The sequence below is a fragment of the Streptomyces sp. NPDC056480 genome (assembly GCF_042795405.1).
Taxonomy (GTDB): domain Bacteria; phylum Actinomycetota; class Actinomycetes; order Streptomycetales; family Streptomycetaceae; genus Streptomyces.
In genome coordinates, this window is record NZ_JBHTSA010000001.1 from 130,055 (window position 1) to 147,519 (window position 17,465).

The window sequence follows — 17,465 nt, forward strand, 5'->3', positions numbered from 1 at the left end:
TTCCCCTCCTCGCTCGGCAGCCGTGCAGGCATTCAATCCGGTCCGTGCCCGGAAGTAAATGAGCGCCGACTGGGCTCGGCGCTCATCGGTGGGGCGTGTCGCGGTGGCTAGGGGGTGGTCCCCTGGAACTGCAGGTTGGTGATGGCCTGCTTGTAGCCGGCCCCGAAGTACTGGTCACCGCTGGAGTACGGCACCGCGGTCATCCAGAGGAGCACGTAGCGGGTCTTGACCGGGGTCTTGGTCTCCGGCTTCGCCGTCGAGTCGGAGGTCTCGACCGTGGCGATCTGCTTCATGGAGTCCACGGTGCCCGAGGGCGACAACGAGTCCGCCGCGTACAGGGTGATCGCGGTCTTCGGACCGCTGTAGCGGAGCCCTATGGACGCGGACGAGACGTTCTGTTCGCTCCCGAGGTCGTAGACGATCCCGACGCCCTGCTTGTACGGCGCCAGGACGGGGCCGCCGACGAAGGTCTTGGTGCGCCAGTACGAGGAGCTGTCGCTGTCGTAGGTGTTGCCGACACCGTCGGGGTTCTGCGGCAGACCGTCGGGGGCGTACTCCTCGGCGGAACGGATCGTGAGCGGCTTGGGCGGCTGGGGCTTCTCGTCGTCGACCGTCGGTGCGATGTTCGGCTGCTTGGGCGTGCTGTCCTGGCCGAGGAGCCGGTCCGCGATCTGCCAGCTGCCGAGGCCCAGGGCGGCGATCAGGAGGGCCGAGACGGCCCACTTCAGGGCCCTGCCGGTACGGCTCTGCAGCGGGGGCGGCGGGACGACCACCGGCTGGGTGGGCGCCGGACGCGCCTGAGGACGCCCGTACGTGCCCTGCTGGTACGTCGTGCGCTGGTACTCGGGCGGGGCGGTGAACTCGGGCTCCGGGGGCTTCACACGCGGCATGGCGGCCACGGCCCTGGCCAGCTCGTCCGGAGTGGTGCAGGGCGGCTCCTGGCGCGAGGCGGTGGCCCCGTCGTTGGCCAGGGCGCGCATGGCGATCTCGGAGAGACCCCGGTGGACACCGGCGCGGACCTGGTCGGGCGGGAGCAGGCCGACGCCCTTGGGCAGGCCGGAGAGCCCGTAGGCGTCGCTGTCGTACGGCCAGCGCTGGGTGAGCGCGGCGTACAGGAGCGCGCCGATGGCCTCGGTGTCGCTGCGCTGCGGACGTTCGGCGGTGATGCCGCGCAGGGCGGCGTTCACGGCCAGGCCGCGGATCCGGTACTGGCCGGTGGAGCTGCGCAGGACGGCACTCGGCGTGAGCCGGAGGTGGGCGAGGCCTTCGCGGTGGGCGGCGGCCATGGCCTGGGAGACCTGGCTGACGAGCTGGTAGGCGTCGTGGGGCTCCAGGGGGCCGGCCGCGAGCAGCGTGGTCAGCTCGGTGGAGTCGGGCAGCCACTCGTGCACGACGTACACGAGGTCGTTCTCCTCGACGGCGTCGAGGACCTGCACGAAGCGGGGGTCGCCGAGGAGGGCCGAGGAACGCGCCGCGGCCAGGACCGAACGGGCCCGGGGGTGGTCGGCGGGCAGCAGGTGGACCCCGACGGCACGCCTGAGTTTCTCGTCGACGGCACGCCAACTGCTGAAGCCGTCCAGACGGGTGACGCACTCCTCCAGCCGGTAGCGCCGGGCCAGTTTGTGGCCGCTGTGCAGTTCCGGAGCCGTGATGGAGGGCTGTTCGCCGCTCTGTCGTTCGACCGCCTTCTTGTCCGTGGCCTCGGCGGGCTGTTCCGCCGTCTTCTTCTTGTCCGCCACCCCGTCGGTCGCGGCCGTGTCCGCCTTGGCGGTCAGCGGGTCGTCACCGCTGTTGTCGGCCACGTCGACGGCAGCCGTGCTACGTTCCGCCACCGTCGTTCCTGCCTCCCCATCCGTTGCGCCACATCCAACAGCCAAGCCAATTGTGCCCACAGTCGGACGCTATGCACGACACGCGGTTCCCCCCGATGGTTGTGCGGGAGCCGCCGACTCAGCGTCCCAGACGTCCGCGCACCATTCCGACCAGGGTGTTCAGCTCCGCGATCCGCATGCGCTTGGCCGCGACGAAGAAGACGCCGAGGAGCACCGCTCCGCCGACGATCAGAGCGACGAGCGAGCCCAACGCCCCCTCGCCGAGGAGCTTCAGCAGGCCGAAGCCGACGGCGCCGGAGACGATGGCTGCGGGCACGGAGGCCATGCACAGACGGGCGTAGGTCCGCAGGACGTGGGTGCCGTCCAGGTCGCCGCCCAGCCGCTTGCGCAGGCGGCGCCAGGCGATGCCGACACCGACGGCGTAGGCGAGGCCGTACGAGGCGGCCATGCCGACGACGGCCCACTGGGCGGGCAGGACGACGTAACAGATCGCGGACGCGGCCGCGTTGACGGCGGCGACGATGACCGTGTTGTAGAAGGGCGTCCGGGTGTCCTCGTAGGCGTAGAAGCCCCGGAGCACGACGTACTGGACGGAGTAGGGGATCAGACCGAGGCCGAAGGCCATCAGGATGAAGCCCATGCCCTGGGCCGCCTCGACGCCGCTGGAGGCGTAGAGCAGCGTGCACATCGGGACGCCCAGCGCCAGGAAGGCGAAGGAGACCGGGACGATCGCGACGGCCGAGTTGCGCAGCCCCTGCGAGATGTCGTCCCGGACGGCGCCCGGGTCGTTGTCGTGGGCGGCGCGGGAGATCCGCGGCAGCAGCGCGGCCATGACGGAGACCGTGATGATGGCCTGCGGCATGCCCCAGATCAGCTGGGCGTTGGAGTAGGCGAGGAAGCCGGCACCGTTCTTCCCGGACTCCTCACCGGCCGCCGTGGCGAGCTGGGTGACGACCAGGACGCCCGCCTGGTTGGCGAGGACGAAGAGCACGGTCCACTTGGCGAGCTTGACCGTCTTGCCGAGTCCGTGGCCCTTCCAGTCGAAGCGGGGCCGGAAGCGGAAGCCGGTCTCCCGGAGGTACGGGATCATCGCCAGGGCCTGGACGACGAGTCCGAGCAGGGTGCCGATGCCGAGCAGGCGGATGCCGTCGTCGGGGATGGTCTGCACACCCATGTGGGACTCGGCGGAGGTGCCGTAGACCCAGATGAACAGGCCGAAGGTGACGATCATGACGATGTTGTTGAGGACCGGGGTCCACATCATCGCGCCGAACTTGCCACGGGCGTTGAGGATCTGACCCATCACCACGTGCACGCCCATGAAGAAGATCGTGGGCAGGCAGTAGCGGGCGAAGGTCACGGCCACGCTGTTGGCCGCGGCGTCGTCGGCGATGGTGTTCGACATCAGCCGGATGAGCAGTGGCGCCGCGAAGACGGCCAGGACCACGATCGCGCCGAGCGCCACCATCACCAGGGTGAGCAGGCGGTTGGCGTAGGCCTCGCCGCCGTCCTCGTCGTTCTTCATCGAGCGGACGAGCTGCGGGACGAAGACCGAGTTGAGGCCGCCGCCGACGGTGAGGATGTAGATCATCGTCGGCAGGGTGTAGGCGATGGTGAAGGTGTCACCGAGCAGGGCGGCGCCGAGTGCACCGGTGATCACCAGGCTGCGGACGAATCCGGTGAGCCGGGAGACCAGGGTGCCGGCGGCCATCACCGCGCTCGACTTGAGCAGCCCCGAGGCGCGGCCGGACTTCTTGGGGGCGGGCGCGGGCATGGGATCCGGCTCCGGGGCGGGCGGGGGCACCTGGCCGGGCGTCTGCTGGTCCCGGTAGAGGTGCGCGAAGGCGTCAGGCTCGGGATCCTCCTCGCCGGCCCGGGTCACCAGGTCGTCGACGCCGGTGAACTGGACGGTGCGCGCGTCGTCGCCGTACGGCAGGTGGCGGGAGGGGCCCTCGGGCTCCGGCGCCGGGGTCTGGGCCCACACCCGGGGGTCGGGAGCGTGGTGGGGTGCCGCCGGCTGCTGGTAGAGCGGCTGCGGCTCCGGGTACGTGCCGGGCGGGGGCGGCGGGTGCGCGGCGCGGTCGTAGAGCGCCTCGGTCACCGGGTCCTGCGCGGACAGGTCCTGGGCCCGGTACGGGTCGTGGGTGAAGGCGTCCTGGACGTAGGGATCCTGGGCGTACGGGTTCTGCTGGTAGCCGTCCTGTGCGTAGCCGTCCGGCACGTAGGGGGCGTGCCCCTGCGGGCCGGGGGCACCGGGCGGCACCGGCGGGTGGCCGGAGCCGGGGGGTGCCGCGGGCGTCCCACCGGACGGCGGGGTGCCGCCCGCGCCCTGGCCGCGGTCACCGTCGTACGGCGCGTTCATGGTTACCCCACCTCATCGTCCCCGGCCGACCGGCCACGACATCGCTCAACGGTCCACTTTCTCACCCGTGCCCGACGGGTCGCCGCTTTCGGGCCCGGTGTCCGGTGTCGGGTCACTCGGCTGCTCGGGTTCGTCCGCGTCGGGTTCCTCCGCAGGGGCTTCCGGACTCCGCGGCGTGTCCGCCTCGGGGTCCGCCCCGGATTCCGGCTGCGGCTCCGGCTCCTCCGGGATGGTGGCCGTCTCCGCCGCCTCGGCCTCGGCGTTCCGCGCGGCCACCCGCTTGCGCTGGCTGTACATCCGGACGCCGGCCAGGACGAGGAGGAGGACGCCGCCGGCGATCACCAGCATCACCGTGGCGGTGATCTCGGAGACCTTCACGGTGAACGTCATCGGCTGCCCGTAGGGCGTGCCGTCCTCGGTGTAGAGCTGGGCCGTCATCGGCACCTGGCCGTTGACGTTGGCGGAGGCGGAGAACTTCACCGACTGGCTGTGGCCGCCGCTGATCTTCACGGGCAGTTCTTTGTACCGCTCGCCGTTCAGGTTGAGGCGGTTCTTGCTGCCGGAGGTGAGGCGCAGCACGAGGTGCACGTCCTGCAGCAGCTTGTTCTGGACGGTCACGGGGATCGTCGCGCTGCGGCCGGAGAGCGTGAGGTCGGACTTGTCGACCAGCTGGACCCCCTCGGTGAGGGTCTGCAGGTACTCCAGGACGTTGATCCGGTAGAGCGCGGCGGCCCGGGCCTGTCCGCGCCACGAGGTCGACATCTCGCGGTTGATCGCGTTGGTGAAGGGGGGCACGACGCGGTACTGGGCGGTGAGGATGACCTTGAAGTCGTCCAGCTCGTCGCGCGTGGTCTTCATGTCGCGGAAGGCCTGGACGGGAAGCTCGCGGTCGCGCAGCTTCTTCGGGTACCGGGAGCCGGAGGGCACCGCGGTGGAGGCGTCGGGGTCCGGCTTGGCCGCGGCGGCCGCCAGGAGGTCGCTGGGCTGGCTCCACCGCTTGGCGGAGAGCCCGCGCAGGGCGGTCGCCATGGTCTGCGCCTGCGCGACGGTCGGCACCCGCTGCGGGGCGACCACGACGCTGCGCTGGTCCTCCGGCTGCTCCAGGGTGATCGCGAGGGACTGGGCGAGGAACTCCTGGACGGCGAGCGTCGAGTTCTCCGTCCGGACCATGTCCCCCTCGAAGGTCGTGGACAGGAGCGCGTCGCTCACCACGGCGGTGGTGCCGTTGCTGAAGGGGCGGGCCGCGGTGGGCGTGTAGGGGAGGTCGTCGCGGACGCTGTCGCTGCGGGCGATCACCTTGTCGGCGCCGGCCGAGGTCGCCACCGACACGATGGAGGGATCGACCGCCCCGTCGACGGGCCAGGCGAAGTCGGTGGCGGGCTGGACGTGGAGGATCGTCTCGACCGTCGTCCCGGCGAGGTCGGTCGCCGACTGGAGGTGCCCCAGCGAGCCGGGGACGTCCTTGCCGCGGTGGGCGAGGGAGGCGAGGTCGGGGTCGGCGAAGGGCAGCGCGACGACCTTGTGGCCCTGGACGGCCTTCTCCAGGGCGCCCAGCCACCGCTCGGCGAGGGCCTTGTGCTTGCCGGGGACGTGCAGAGTGCCGTCCTTGACGCGGTAGCCGTTCGCCATGGCGTCGACGGAGGCCAGGAGATCCGGGTCGACCACCCAGGTGACCGGGAGGTCCTTGCCCAGCGAGACGAGCTCGTCGAGCCGCCCGCCCGGCTTCAGCTCGGCCGCCAGGGTGTCGTCCTCGAACACCGGGGTCTGCTGGTCGTCCGTGGCCGTCTCGGCCGACACGTGGGCCGAGGAGATCAGCGGCCAGAGGTAGGTGAGCTGGGTCTTCTTCTCGGTGGCCTCGGGCTGGTACGGGACGAAGGTCCGCTCGATGCCGAGGACCCGGTCGTAGCGATGGTCCGAGGTCTGCCCGGTCAGCGAGACGCCCAGCTGGTAGACGCCCGCCTCGTCGAGTCCGAGGTCGGAGACCGGCACGGAGAGGGAGAAGTCGGCGCTGAGGCCGGGGTTCAGCCGGGGGATCTTGACGGTGGGCGCGTCGTCGAGGGGGGCGGGATCGCTGTAGGGCCGGTAGCCGGTGCGCCCCGTCACCTGCTCGATCTCGCTGCGGCTCGTCATCTGCGGCCCGACGCGCAGGTCCACGGTCGCGTCGGTCACCGCCTTCTTGCCACGGTTGGTCACCGTGCCGCTGATGGTGACCGTGTCCCCCTCGACGGGCGCGCTCGGCGCCAGGGTGTCGAGAGACACATCGACGGTCTTCGAGACGGCGTCCTCGGCGGCGGCGGCCGGGGAGGACGTGGCCGGGGCCTGGAGGAGGCCTGCGAGGAGCGGCGCCCCGAAGGCGACGGTGATCGTGCGCCGCAGCCATCGGCGGGCAGGTGAGGGACCGGTCCCCTGGATGTCTGCCGCCTCGGCCACGCGTTCGCCCGTCCTCGTCGTTGTCTCTGGTGTCAGTGGTGTGGATGGTTCCCGGTTGCTGTGTCCAGGCATGGTAACGAGGCACGCCGGGAGCAAGTGCCGGGGACTGCTCCAGGCGATCTTCGACAGGTCCCGTCCGAAGGCTCCCGGTGCACCGGCCACGGGAAAACGAGGACGTCGGCGCGGGCCGGGGCACGTACCCTTTTCTGTTGTGCCGAACGCCAACGAAGACACCCCGACTGCACTGAGCCAGGTGCAACGCCGCGCGGTCAGTGAACTGCTCCGTGTGTCCCCCGTCGCCGACGACCTCGCCCGCCGTTTCCAGGAGGCCGGGTTCAGCCTCGCGCTGGTCGGCGGCTCGGTACGGGACGCGTTGCTCGGCCGGCTCGGCAACGACCTGGACTTCACCACCGACGCCCGCCCCGAGGACGTACTGAAGATCGTCCGCCCGTGGGCCGACGCGGTGTGGGAGGTCGGCATCGCCTTCGGCACCGTCGGCTGCCAGAAGGAGGCCCGCGTCGGAGACGTCGATCAGAGCTACCAGATCGAGGTCACCACGTACCGCTCGGAGGCGTACGACCGGACCTCGCGCAAGCCCGAGGTCTCCTACGGCGACTCCATCGACGAGGACCTCGTCCGGCGTGACTTCACCGTCAACGCCATGGCCGTGGCGCTCCCGGAGAAGGAGTTCATCGACCCGTACGGCGGCCTTGAGGACCTCGCCGCCCGTGTGCTGCGCACGCCCGGTACGCCCGAGGCGTCCTTCTCCGACGACCCGCTGCGCATGATGCGGGCCGCGCGGTTCGCCGCTCAGCTGGACTTCGAGGTGGCCCCCGAGGTCGTCACGGCGATGAAGGAGATGTCCGGCCGGATCGAGATCGTCTCCGCCGAGCGGGTCCGTGACGAGCTCAACAAGCTGCTGCTCTCCTCCCACCCCAGGAAGGGCCTCGGGCTCCTCGTGGACACGGGTCTCGCCGACCATGTGCTCCCCGAGCTGCCGGCGCTGCGGCTGGAGAGCGATGAGCACCACCGCCACAAGGACGTCTACGAGCACTCGCTGACCGTGCTCGACCAGGCCATCGACCTGGAGGAGGACGGTCCCGACCTGGTGCTGCGCATCGCGGCCCTGCTCCATGACATCGGCAAGCCGCGCACCCGCCGTTTCGAGAAGGACGGCCGGGTCTCCTTCCACCACCACGAGGTGGTGGGCGCGAAGATGACCCAGAAGCGCATGACCGCGCTCAAGTACTCCAACGAGATGATCAGGGACGTCTCGCGGCTCGTGGAGCTGCATCTCCGCTTCCACGGCTACGGGACCGGCGAGTGGACCGACTCGGCCGTGCGCCGCTACGTCCGGGACGCCGGGCCGATGCTCTCGCGTCTGCACAAGCTGACCCGCTCGGACTGTACCACCCGCAACAAGCGCAAGGCCGGCGCGCTCTCCCGTGCCTACGACGGCCTGGAGGACCGCATCGCCCAGCTCCAGGAGCAGGAGGAGCTCGACTCGATCCGTCCCGACCTCGACGGCAACCAGATCCAGGAGATCCTGGGGATCGGTCCCGGTCCCGCCATCGGGCAGGCGTACAAGTTCCTGCTGGAGCTCCGGCTGGAGAACGGGCCGATGGAGCACGACCGGGCCGTGGCCGCGCTCAAGGAGTGGTGGGCCGCGCAGGCCTGAGTGTCGACCGCGTGCGGCGATGTTTCACGTGAAACATCGGCCCGCGCGACAGCCGTGAGGGGTGGTGTTTCACGTGAAACATCACCCCTCCGTGCGTCCTCCTCGCAGGGCCAGGGCGATCCCCGCGTAGATCACGGCCACCAGTCCGACCAGCGGTGCGGAACGGCCGTCGGGCGGCAGCATCAGCGCCGCGATCCCTGCCGCGGCCACGAAGGCCACGTTGAACAGCACGTCGTACAGCGCGAAGACCCGCCCTCGGTAGGCATCGTCCACGGATGTCTGCACCACCGTGTCCGTCGCGATCTTGGATCCCTGAGTGGTGAGGCCGAGGACGAAGGCGGCGGCGAAGAAGGGCATCGGGGCGAAGGTCAGCCCCAGCACCGGTACGAGCACGGCGGCCGTCGCGGCGCACACCGTCATCCAGCCGAAGGGCCCGAGCCGTCCCACCGCCCATGGGGAGAGCAGGGCCGCCGCGAAGAATCCCGCGCCCGAGGCGCCGACGGCGATGCCGAGGAGCCCGAGCCCTTCGGACTCCGTGGAGCCCCACTCGTAGCGGCAGAGCATGAGCACGGTGACGAGCAGAGCGCCGTAACAGAAGCGCATGAGTCCCACCGCGATGAGGGCGCGTGCGGCGGGCCGTCGCTCCGAGAGATGGCGCAGTCCCTCGCCCAGTCCTCGGGCCGTGGAGGCCAGGGCCGAGCTGAGCCGCTCGGGCACGAGGGCCGGATCGGGGCCCAGGAGCTCCCGGGACATCCGTAGCGAGGCGAGGGCCGCGCAGAGGTACAGGACGGCGCCGAAGGCCACCACGGCCGCGTCGGACCTGTCGGCGATCAGCTGGATGCCGAAGGCGAGTCCGCCGCCCACGGTCGCGGCGAGAGTGCCGGCGGTGGGCGAGAGCGAGTTCGCCACCACGAGTCGTTCGTCGTCGACGACCCGCGGGAGGGAGGCCGAGAGCCCCGCGAGGACGAAGCGGTTGACGGCCGTGACGGAGAGCGCGGAGGCGTAGAAGAGCCATTCGGGGACGGCGGTGAGGACGAGCACGGCGGTCCCGCCGGCGAGGAGGGCCCGCAGGAGGTTGCCGTACAGGAAGACCTGGCGGCGCTGCCAGCGGTCGAGGAGCACACCGGCGAAGGGCCCGACGAGCGAGTACGGCAGCAGGAGGACCGCCATGGCGGAGGCGATCGCGGCGGGGGAGGTCTGCTTCTCGGGGGAGAACACGACGTACGTGGCAAGGGCCACCTGGTAGACGCCGTCGGCGCACTGGGAGAGCAGCCGGACGGCGAGCAGGCGGCGGAAGTTCGTCAGGCGCAGGAGTACGCGCAGATCACGTACGACGGACATGGCAGCAAGACTCACATACGAAGAGGGCCCCCGGGCAGTGCCGCGGGGACCCTCGATCGACAAGCGTGCGGCGCTTTAGCGCTCGACCTCACCCTTGATGAACTTCTCGACGTTGGCCAGGGCCTCGTCGTCGAAGTACTGCACCGGCGGGCTCTTCATGAAGTAGCTCGACGCGGAGAGGATGGGGCCGCCGATGCCGCGGTCCTTGGCGATCTTCGCGGCGCGCAGGGCGTCGATGATGACACCCGCCGAGTTCGGGGAGTCCCACACCTCGAGCTTGTACTCGAGGTTCAGCGGAACGTCACCGAAGGCGCGGCCCTCGAGGCGTACGTACGCCCACTTGCGGTCGTCCAGCCAGGCCACGTAGTCCGACGGACCGATGTGGACGTTCTTCTCGCCCAGCTCGCGGTCGGGGATCTGCGAGGTGACGGCCTGCGTCTTCGAGATCTTCTTCGACTCGAGGCGGTCGCGCTCGAGCATGTTCTTGAAGTCCATGTTGCCGCCGACGTTGAGCTGCATCGTGCGCTCAAGACGGACACCGCGGTCCTCGAACAGCTTCGCCATCACGCGGTGCGTGATGGTCGCGCCGACCTGCGACTTGATGTCGTCGCCGACGATCGGGACGCCCGCCTCGGTGAACTTGTCAGCCCACTCCTTGGTGCCGGCGATGAAGACCGGAAGGGCGTTGACGAAGGCGACCTTGGCGTCGATGGCGCACTGGGCGTAGAACTTCGCGGCGTCCTCGGAACCCACCGGCAGGTAGCAGATGAGAACGTCGACCTCGCGGTCCTTGAGGATCTGGACGACGTCCACCGGCTCCTCGGCGGACTCCTCGATGGTCAGGCGGTAGTACTTGCCGAGACCGTCGAGCGTGTGACCGCGCTGGACCGTGACGCCCGTGTTCGGGACGTCGCAGATCTTGATGGTGTTGTTCTCGCTGGCGCCGATGGCGTCCGAGAGGTCGAGGCCGACCTTCTTCGCGTCGACGTCGAAGGCCGCGACGAAGTCGATGTCACGGACGTGGTAGTCGCCGAACTGAACGTGCATCAGGCCGGGGACCTTGGCCGCCGGGTCGGCGTCCTTGTAGTACTCGACGCCCTGAACCAGCGAGGCGGCGCAGTTGCCCACGCCGACGATGGCTACGCGAACCGAACCCATTCCGGTTGCTCCCTGTGTGATCGTGGAAGCCCTGCTGTGCGCAGGGTTTCACTTTGCGGTGTCGTCGGACGGATCCGGCCGGGTACTGCCCCCGTGCCGGGGCAGGCCGCCCGTTTCTCCAGAATCGTTGTCGTGCAGAGCGGGGGCGTCGGGGCCGGATCGCTGATCCCGCCCTGCCCGCTCGCTCTCGATGAGCTCGTTCAGCCAGCGCACTTCGCGCTCCACGGACTCCATACCGTGGCGCTGCAGCTCAAGCGTGTAGTCGTCGAGGCGTTCCCGGGTCCGGGCCAGGGAGGCGCGCATCTTCTCCAGACGCTCCTCCAGCCGGCTGCGGCGGCCCTCGAGGACCCGCATCCGCACCTCGCGCTCGGTCTGCCCGAAGAAGGCGAAGCGTGCGGCGAAGTGCTCGTCCTCCCAGGCGTCCGGGCCGGTGTGGGACAGGAGCTCCTCGAAGTGCTCCTTACCCGCGGCCGTCAACCGGTAGACGATCTTGGCTCGGCGTCCTGCGAGTGAAGCGGCGAGGGCCTCCTCGGGAGCGCTGCCCGGTTCCTCGATCAACCAGCCGTTGGCGACCAGCGTCTTGAGGCAGGGATACAGCGTTCCGTAGCTGAAGGCCCGGAAGACGCCCAGCGAGGTGTTGAGGCGCTTTCGCAGCTCGTACCCGTGCATCGGAGCCTCGCGCAGCAGGCCGAGGACGGCGAACTCGAGGATGCCGGAGCGTCTGCTCATGCGTCGCCTCCTCCTCCGCCTTCGGGGCCCTTATGCCGTGCTGATGTATCGACTCGATACATCAGCACGATAGAACGGCCCGGAGGTCCCGACAAGTGGGCCCGCCGTGACCGGCGTCACATCGTCAATTCACAGCGTTCGACTTGCCTGATTTGGGGTGAACTCCGGCCCTAGGTGGGTTTTGGCCGTGCGTAGGCTGTGCGGCATGCAGAACACCGGGAACCGAGCGCTGCCGAGGGGCGTCAGTGCTCCGGGTGACCGGCTGCGATACGGAGGGGCCTCCGATGGGGTTCCGGCCGTGCGCATTTCGGGGGGACCGGAACTCAACTGCCGCTTCCAGGCGTTCACGCCTGCCCGAGGAGTAGTCGTTCGATGAGCGAGCATCGTCGCAAAATGCCGCCGCAGCAGCCGCCGACGGGCGGTCGCGCGGCGGCACGGCGCGCTGCCCAGCAGCCGGTGGGCCGCAGGTCGGCCCCGGCCCATGACGTCGGTACGGGGGCCCCGTCGGCCTCGTACGGGTCCGCTTCCTCCCCCGGGGAGGAGCAGCGGCCCTACGGAGGTCGCGCGGAGGCCCGCAGGGCCGCCCAGCGCGGCGGCCGCCGGAGGGGAGCCGAGGCCGGCCCCGGAGGCCCCGGTGGTCCCGGGGGCGGACGGCGTGGCGGCGGTGGTGGCGGCCGCGGCAGCGGTCCCGGCCGTGGCGCCGGCGGACGTCCGCCGGGCAAGAAGCGGATCATCGACTACCCCCGCTACGGAAAGTACGGCTGGCGTCGCTGGATGCCGTCGTGGAAGCTCGTGACGGGGACGTTCCTGTTCTTCGCGGCCAGCCTGATGGGCGCGGGCGCGATCGCGTACACGCAGGTGGAGATCCCCAACGAGGCGCTGACCGCGAAGTCGCAGAACAACATCTACTACTGGTCGGACAAGACCCGGATGGTCGCGACGGGCAGCGGTACCAACCGCCAGATCGTCCCGTTCGACAAGATCCCGAAGTCCATGCAGAACGCCGTGATCTCAGCGGAGAACAAGACGTTCTGGGACGACTCCGGAATCGACCCCATGGGCATCGGCCGCGCCGTGTGGAACATGGCCAAGGGCGGCGAGACCCAGGGTGGCTCGACGATCACCCAGCAGTACGTGAAGAACAACCGCCTCGACGACCAGTCGCAGACCCTCAGCCGGAAGGTGAAGGAACTCTTCATCTCCATGAAGGTGGGCGGCGAGGTCGACAAGCCGGAGATCCTCGCCGGCTACCTGAACACCGCGTACTACGGACGTGGTGCCTACGGTGTCCAGGCGGCGGCCCGCGCGTACTTCAACGTCGACGCCGAGAAGCTCAACCCCAGCCAGTCGGCTCTGCTCGCCGCGGTCCTCAAGGGCGCGACGTACTACGACCCCGCCGGCTACCCCGAGATCGACTCCGAGGCCACGCCCGAGAAGAACACCGAGCGGGCCACGCTCCGGTGGTCGTGGATCCTCGACGAGATGCAGAAGGACGGGCACCTCCCGGCCGCGGAGCGCGCGAAGTACACGACGTTCCCCAAGGTCGAGAAGCCCAAGAAGAGCGCCAACCTGAGCGGTCAGATCGGCTACCTGGTCAGCACCGCGAAGGCCAACATCAAGGCCCAGTTCGGTATCACCGAACAGGATCTGGAGCGTGGCGGCTACGAGATCTACACCACCTTCGAGAAGAAGAAGGTGGACGCCATGGAGGACTCGGTAACGAAGATCCTCAAGGAGTACATCGACCCGAAGAAGCGCCCCAAGACGGACACGAACGTGCAGTTCGGCGGCGCCTCCGTCGACACGGCGACCGGGAAGATCGTCGCGCTCTACGGCGGTGTCGACGCGACCAAGCACTTCCGGAGCAACGCCGACAACACCGGCGCGCAGGTCGGCTCGACGTTCAAGCCGTTCGTCCTCGCCTCCGCGATGAGGGACGGGGTCCGGCAGAAGGACCTGGGGGAGGTCCAGGACGCCTCCACCCGCAGGATCGTGGACCCGGACAAGAGCCGCTACTCCGGCAAGAACGAGCTGAAGATCCGCAAGTACAACGGCGAGATCTGGCACAACGAGAAGGGCGAGGAGTGGCTGCAGACCAATGACGACGACGCGAGCTACAAGGACATGACCCTGCGTCGCGCCATGGTCAAGTCGGCGAACTCGCCGTACGTGCAGCTCGGCATGGACATCGGCATCGACAAGGTCCGCAAGGCCGCCATCGACGCGGGCCTGCGCCCCGACTCGCTCGTCGGGGGCGAGGTGCCCTCGTTCTCCCTCGGCATCTCCAGCCCGAGCGCCATCCGCATGGCCGGCGCCTACGCGACCTTCGCCAACGAGGGCAAGCAGAACGACCCCTACTCGGTGGAGTCCGTGAAGAAGGAGGGCGTCGTCATCCATCAGCACAAGACGGAGACCAAGAACCCCTTCAGCCCGGCCGTCGCCGGCAACGTCACCGACGTCCTCCGCTCCGTCGTGGAGGACGAAGAGGGCACCGGCCGGAAGGCCCGCATCCCGGGTCGCGACGTGGCCGGCAAGACCGGTACCACCGACGGCAACAAGTCGGCCTGGTTCGTGGGATACACCCCGCAGCTGTCGACCGCGATCGACATGTACCGGTTCGACGACGACGAGACGAAGAAGAACCGCGAGTTCCAGGAGATGTTCGGCACGGGTGACCAGCCGAAGATCCACGGTTCGTCGTTCCCGTCGCGGATCTGGCAGGACTACATGACCGAGGCCGTGGAGAGCTACCCGGCCAAGTCCTTCCCGGAGCCGGAGAAGCTGGAAGGCGCCGAGGCCGTCTTCGGCGGTGGCGCCGCCAGCCCGACGCCGAGCCCGACGGCCACGCCGACGCCCACCGAGACCTCGGCCACGCCGACGACGAGCGCGCCGACCACGACGCCGCCGCCCACGACGACCGCCCCGACGCCGACGCGGACGCCGAAGCCGGGCAAGACGACCTGTGGTGTCTGGGGCTGGGGCTGCACGGAGGAACCGGGCGACCCCGGCGGCAACACCGGGGAGCCCACCACCACGCCGCCCACCACCGGCACACCGACGGGGACCGGCACGCCGACCGACGACGGAAACGGTCCGGGCGGAGGGAACGGCAAACCCGGCAGCGGGAACTTCGTCCCCTGATCCGCCGCCGGGGCACTCCCCCGGCCCCCACCGACACGTGGGACACGAGGGCCGTCGCGTCCGATCCGTACTTCCCGTACGGGCCGGCCGCGGCGGCCCTCGCCGTTTTCCCGGAGCCGTACGGCAGGATGTCCCCCATGCCGAGCCTCCAGAAGACGAGCGCGCCGCAGGACCGGCCCCAGGGCCGCTCGCAGACGGTCATCCCCACCCACCGGGACAAGGTGGCCGCCGCGGGCAGCGAACTGATCGGCGGCCCCTACGGCCGCCGGGCGAAGACCGGCACCGGGCAGTTCACGCCGGTGCGGGTGATCGCCCTCGTGGCCATCGGCATGTTCGCCCTCGGCATGGTGCAGAAGCTGCCCTGCTACAACTGGGCCTGGTTCCGGGGCACGACCTCCCAGTACACCCACGCCTGCTACTCGGACATCCCGCACCTCTTCACGGGGCGGGGCTTCGCCGAGGGCCTGGTGCCCTACTTCGACCGGCTGGGCGGCGACATACCGTTCCTCGAGTACCCGGTCCTGACCGGGCTCTTCATGGAGGTCGCGGCCTGGCTGACGCCGGGCGGCGGCGACACGATGCAGCGCGAGCAGTCGTACTGGCTGGCCAACGCGGGGCTGCTGATGGTCTGCGCGGCCGTCCTCGCGGTCTGTGTGGCCCGGACGCACCGGCTGCGGCCCTGGGACGGTCTGCTCGTCGCCCTGGCGCCCTCGATCGCGCTGACCGCGACGATCAACTGGGACATACTGGCCGTCGCGCTGACGGCCGCCGCGGTCCTGATGTGGTCGCGCGAACGGCCGCTGGCCTTCGGGATCCTGCTCGGCCTTGCCACCGCCGCCAAGTTCTACCCGATACTGCTCCTCTGCCCGCTGCTGCTGCTCTGCTGGCGGGCCGGGAAGTGGCGCGAGTACGGGACGGCGGTGCTGGCCGCGGGCGGCGCCTGGCTGGTGGTGAACCTGCCCGTGATGCTGCTCGCACCCGAGGGCTGGAAGCAGTTCTACCTCTTCAGCCGGGACCGGAACGTCGACTTCGGTTCGATCTGGCTGCTGGTCAGCCAGCGGACGGGCGACGCCATAACGCCGGGCCAGGCCAACCTGTACGCGCTGCTGCTGATGCTGGCGGCGATCGGCGGGCTCGCCTACCTCACGCTCACGGCGCCCCGCAGGCCGCGCTTCGTCCAGCTGGCGTTCCTGATCGTCGCCGCGTTCGTCCTGACCAACAAGGTCTACTCACCGCAGTACGTGCTCTGGCTGGTGCCGCTGGCGGCGCTCGCACGGCCGCGCTGGCGCGACTTCCTCATCTGGCAGGCGTGCGAGGTCATGTACTTCGTCGGCGTCTGGATGTACCTGGCGTTCACGACCAGCGGCAACAAGCAGGGCCTGCCGGTGGACGGCTACCAGTTCGCGATCGTGCTGCACCTGCTCGGCACCCTGTACCTGTGCGTGATGGTCGTACGGGACATCCTGACGCCCGAGAAGGACCCGGTCCGGCAGGACGGCGCGGACGACCCCTCCGGAGGCGTCCTGGACGGCGCGGAGGACGTCTTCGTGACGGGCAGGGCCGCCCGTCCCGCCCGGCACGCGGCACCGGCCGCCGAGGACGCGCTGCTGGTGGAATGGGGAACCCCCAGGAGCTGAGCTCCCGGGGGTGAGGCGCGATCGGCCGGCTCAGCGCTCCACGAGCCGGTCGAACTGCGTCGTGGTGTGGCGCAGATGCGCCACGAGCTCGTCGCCCACCCGGGGCTCCTGGGCGTCGGCCGGCACGAACAGGATCGACACCTGCATGTGCGGCGGCTCGGCGAACCAGCGCTGCTTCCCGGCCCAGACGAAAGGCGAAAGGTTCCGGTTGACGGTGGCGAGACCGGCCCGTGCGACGCCCTTGGCGCGCGGCATGACGCCGTGCATGGCCTTGGGGGCCTCCAGGCCCACACCGTGCGAGGTACCGCCGGCGACGACGACCAGCCAGCCGTCCGACGCGGCCTTCTGCTGGCGGTAGCCGAACCGGTCGCCCTTGGAGACCCGGGTCACGTCGAGGACCGCGCCCCGGTACTCCGTGGCCTCGTGGTCGCCCAGCCAGAGCCGGGTGCCGATGCGGGCGCGGAACCGGGTCTGCGGGAACTGCTGCTGGAGCCGTGCCTGCTCCTGGGCCCGCAGGTGGCTGACGAACATGGTGTGCAGCGGCAGCCGGGCGGCCCGCAGACGGTCCATCCAGGCGATGACCTCCTCGACGGCGTCGGTGCCGTCCGGGCGGTCCAGCGGCAGGTGGAGCGCGAAGCCCTCCAGGCGCACGTCCTCGATGGCGGAGTGGAGCTGCGGGAGCTCCTCCTCGCGGACGCCGTGCCGCTTCATCGAGCTCATGCACTCGATGACGACCCGGGCCCCCACGAGGGCGTGCACGCCGTCCACGGACGACACGGAACGGATGACCCGGTCGGGCAGCGGAACCGGTTCCTCACCCCGGCGGAAGGGGGTGAGGACCAGCAGGTCGCCGCTGAACCAGTCCTTGATCCGAGCGGCCTCGTACGTGGTGCCCACGGCGAGCATGTCGGCGCCGAACCGGGCCGCCTCGTCCGCGAGGCGTTCGTGGCCGAAGCCGTAACCGTTGCCCTTGCAGACCGGGATGACACCGGGGAACTGGTCGATGACGGTCTTCTGGTGCGCGCGCCAGCGAGCGGTGTCGACGTAGAGGGAGAGCGCCATGGCCGGCCCGGAACCTTTCTGATGGCAGCGGTGTGTCAAAGGTATGTACGAGACTACGGAAACGTCAGCGACACGGCACGGGTCACCGGCGCGAC

10 protein-coding genes are annotated in these 17,465 nt (G+C 70.0%); 3 read left to right on the plus strand and 7 right to left on the minus strand.

The annotated features are described in order from the left end of the window. Positions 1–107 precede the first annotated feature (107 nt). From ACFQ79_RS00620 to ACFQ79_RS00630, 3 genes are all read right to left on the minus strand, one after another. Positions 108–1,832: a protein kinase family protein gene (locus ACFQ79_RS00620; protein WP_383578411.1), complete on the minus strand. Its 1,725-nt coding sequence runs from the start codon at positions 1,830–1,832 to the stop codon at positions 108–110. Between the two features lie 118 nt (positions 1,833–1,950). Continuing rightward, positions 1,951–4,194, minus strand: a complete 2,244-nt coding sequence (gene murJ / locus ACFQ79_RS00625) for a murein biosynthesis integral membrane protein MurJ (protein ID WP_383578413.1) — start codon at positions 4,192–4,194, stop codon at positions 1,951–1,953. A gap of 45 nt (positions 4,195–4,239) precedes the next feature. Beyond that, positions 4,240–6,624 carry a DUF6049 family protein gene (locus tag ACFQ79_RS00630; RefSeq protein WP_383578416.1) on the minus strand — a complete coding sequence of 795 codons (2,385 nt, stop codon included), beginning with the start codon at positions 6,622–6,624 and terminating at the stop codon, positions 4,240–4,242. A 211-nt stretch (positions 6,625–6,835) separates the two neighbouring features. Between ACFQ79_RS00630 and ACFQ79_RS00635 the strand changes: the two genes are divergently transcribed. After that, positions 6,836–8,302 carry a CCA tRNA nucleotidyltransferase gene (locus tag ACFQ79_RS00635; RefSeq protein WP_383578418.1) on the plus strand — a complete coding sequence of 489 codons (1,467 nt, stop codon included), beginning with the start codon at positions 6,836–6,838 and terminating at the stop codon, positions 8,300–8,302. Between the two features lie 81 nt (positions 8,303–8,383). Here the strand turns inward: ACFQ79_RS00635 and ACFQ79_RS00640 are convergent, their stop codons facing one another. The 3 genes from ACFQ79_RS00640 to ACFQ79_RS00650 form a co-directional block, all read right to left on the minus strand. After that, entirely contained in the window at positions 8,384–9,643 is a 1,260-nt protein-coding gene (locus tag ACFQ79_RS00640; RefSeq protein ID WP_383578421.1) for an MFS transporter, read from the minus strand. A 75-nt stretch (positions 9,644–9,718) separates the two neighbouring features. Continuing rightward, positions 9,719–10,801, minus strand: coding sequence for an inositol-3-phosphate synthase (locus tag ACFQ79_RS00645; RefSeq protein ID WP_383578424.1), 1,083 nt, complete (start codon positions 10,799–10,801; stop codon positions 9,719–9,721). A 48-nt stretch (positions 10,802–10,849) separates the two neighbouring features. Continuing rightward, the gene (locus tag ACFQ79_RS00650; protein WP_189833684.1) at positions 10,850–11,530 is read right to left on the minus strand and encodes a PadR family transcriptional regulator; all 681 of its coding nucleotides are present in this window, start codon (positions 11,528–11,530) and stop codon (positions 10,850–10,852) included. Positions 11,531–11,902: 372 nt separating this feature from the next. Between ACFQ79_RS00650 and ACFQ79_RS00655 the strand changes: the two genes are divergently transcribed. Then, entirely contained in the window at positions 11,903–14,671 is a 2,769-nt protein-coding gene (locus ACFQ79_RS00655; protein ID WP_383578426.1) for a transglycosylase domain-containing protein, read from the plus strand. Positions 14,672–14,808: 137 nt separating this feature from the next. Beyond that, complete coding sequence (locus ACFQ79_RS00660; protein ID WP_383578428.1) at positions 14,809–16,308, plus strand: glycosyltransferase family 87 protein; 1,500 nt, start codon at positions 14,809–14,811, stop codon at positions 16,306–16,308. Between the two features lie 30 nt (positions 16,309–16,338). Here ACFQ79_RS00660 and ACFQ79_RS00665 read toward each other — a convergent pair whose 3' ends face one another. Beyond that, complete coding sequence (locus ACFQ79_RS00665; protein WP_383578430.1) at positions 16,339–17,370, minus strand: alanine racemase; 1,032 nt, start codon at positions 17,368–17,370, stop codon at positions 16,339–16,341. Positions 17,371–17,465 lie beyond the last annotated feature (95 nt).

What these genes read in the sequence shown, in the direction of transcription:
- ACFQ79_RS00645 (WP_383578424.1), bottom strand. Translation starts at nt 10,801, where the DNA reads ATGGGTTCGGTTCGCGTAGCCATCGTCGGCGTGGGCAACTGCGCCGCC.
- ACFQ79_RS00655 (WP_383578426.1), top strand. Translation starts at nt 11,903, where the DNA reads ATGAGCGAGCATCGTCGCAAAATGCCGCCGCAGCAGCCGCCGACGGGC.
- ACFQ79_RS00640 (WP_383578421.1), bottom strand. Translation starts at nt 9,643, where the DNA reads ATGTCCGTCGTACGTGATCTGCGCGTACTCCTGCGCCTGACGAACTTC.
- ACFQ79_RS00665 (WP_383578430.1), bottom strand. Translation starts at nt 17,370, where the DNA reads ATGGCGCTCTCCCTCTACGTCGACACCGCTCGCTGGCGCGCGCACCAG.
- ACFQ79_RS00660 (WP_383578428.1), top strand. Translation starts at nt 14,809, where the DNA reads ATGCCGAGCCTCCAGAAGACGAGCGCGCCGCAGGACCGGCCCCAGGGC.
- murJ (WP_383578413.1), bottom strand. Translation starts at nt 4,194, where the DNA reads ATGAACGCGCCGTACGACGGTGACCGCGGCCAGGGCGCGGGCGGCACC.
- ACFQ79_RS00650 (WP_189833684.1), bottom strand. Translation starts at nt 11,530, where the DNA reads ATGAGCAGACGCTCCGGCATCCTCGAGTTCGCCGTCCTCGGCCTGCTG.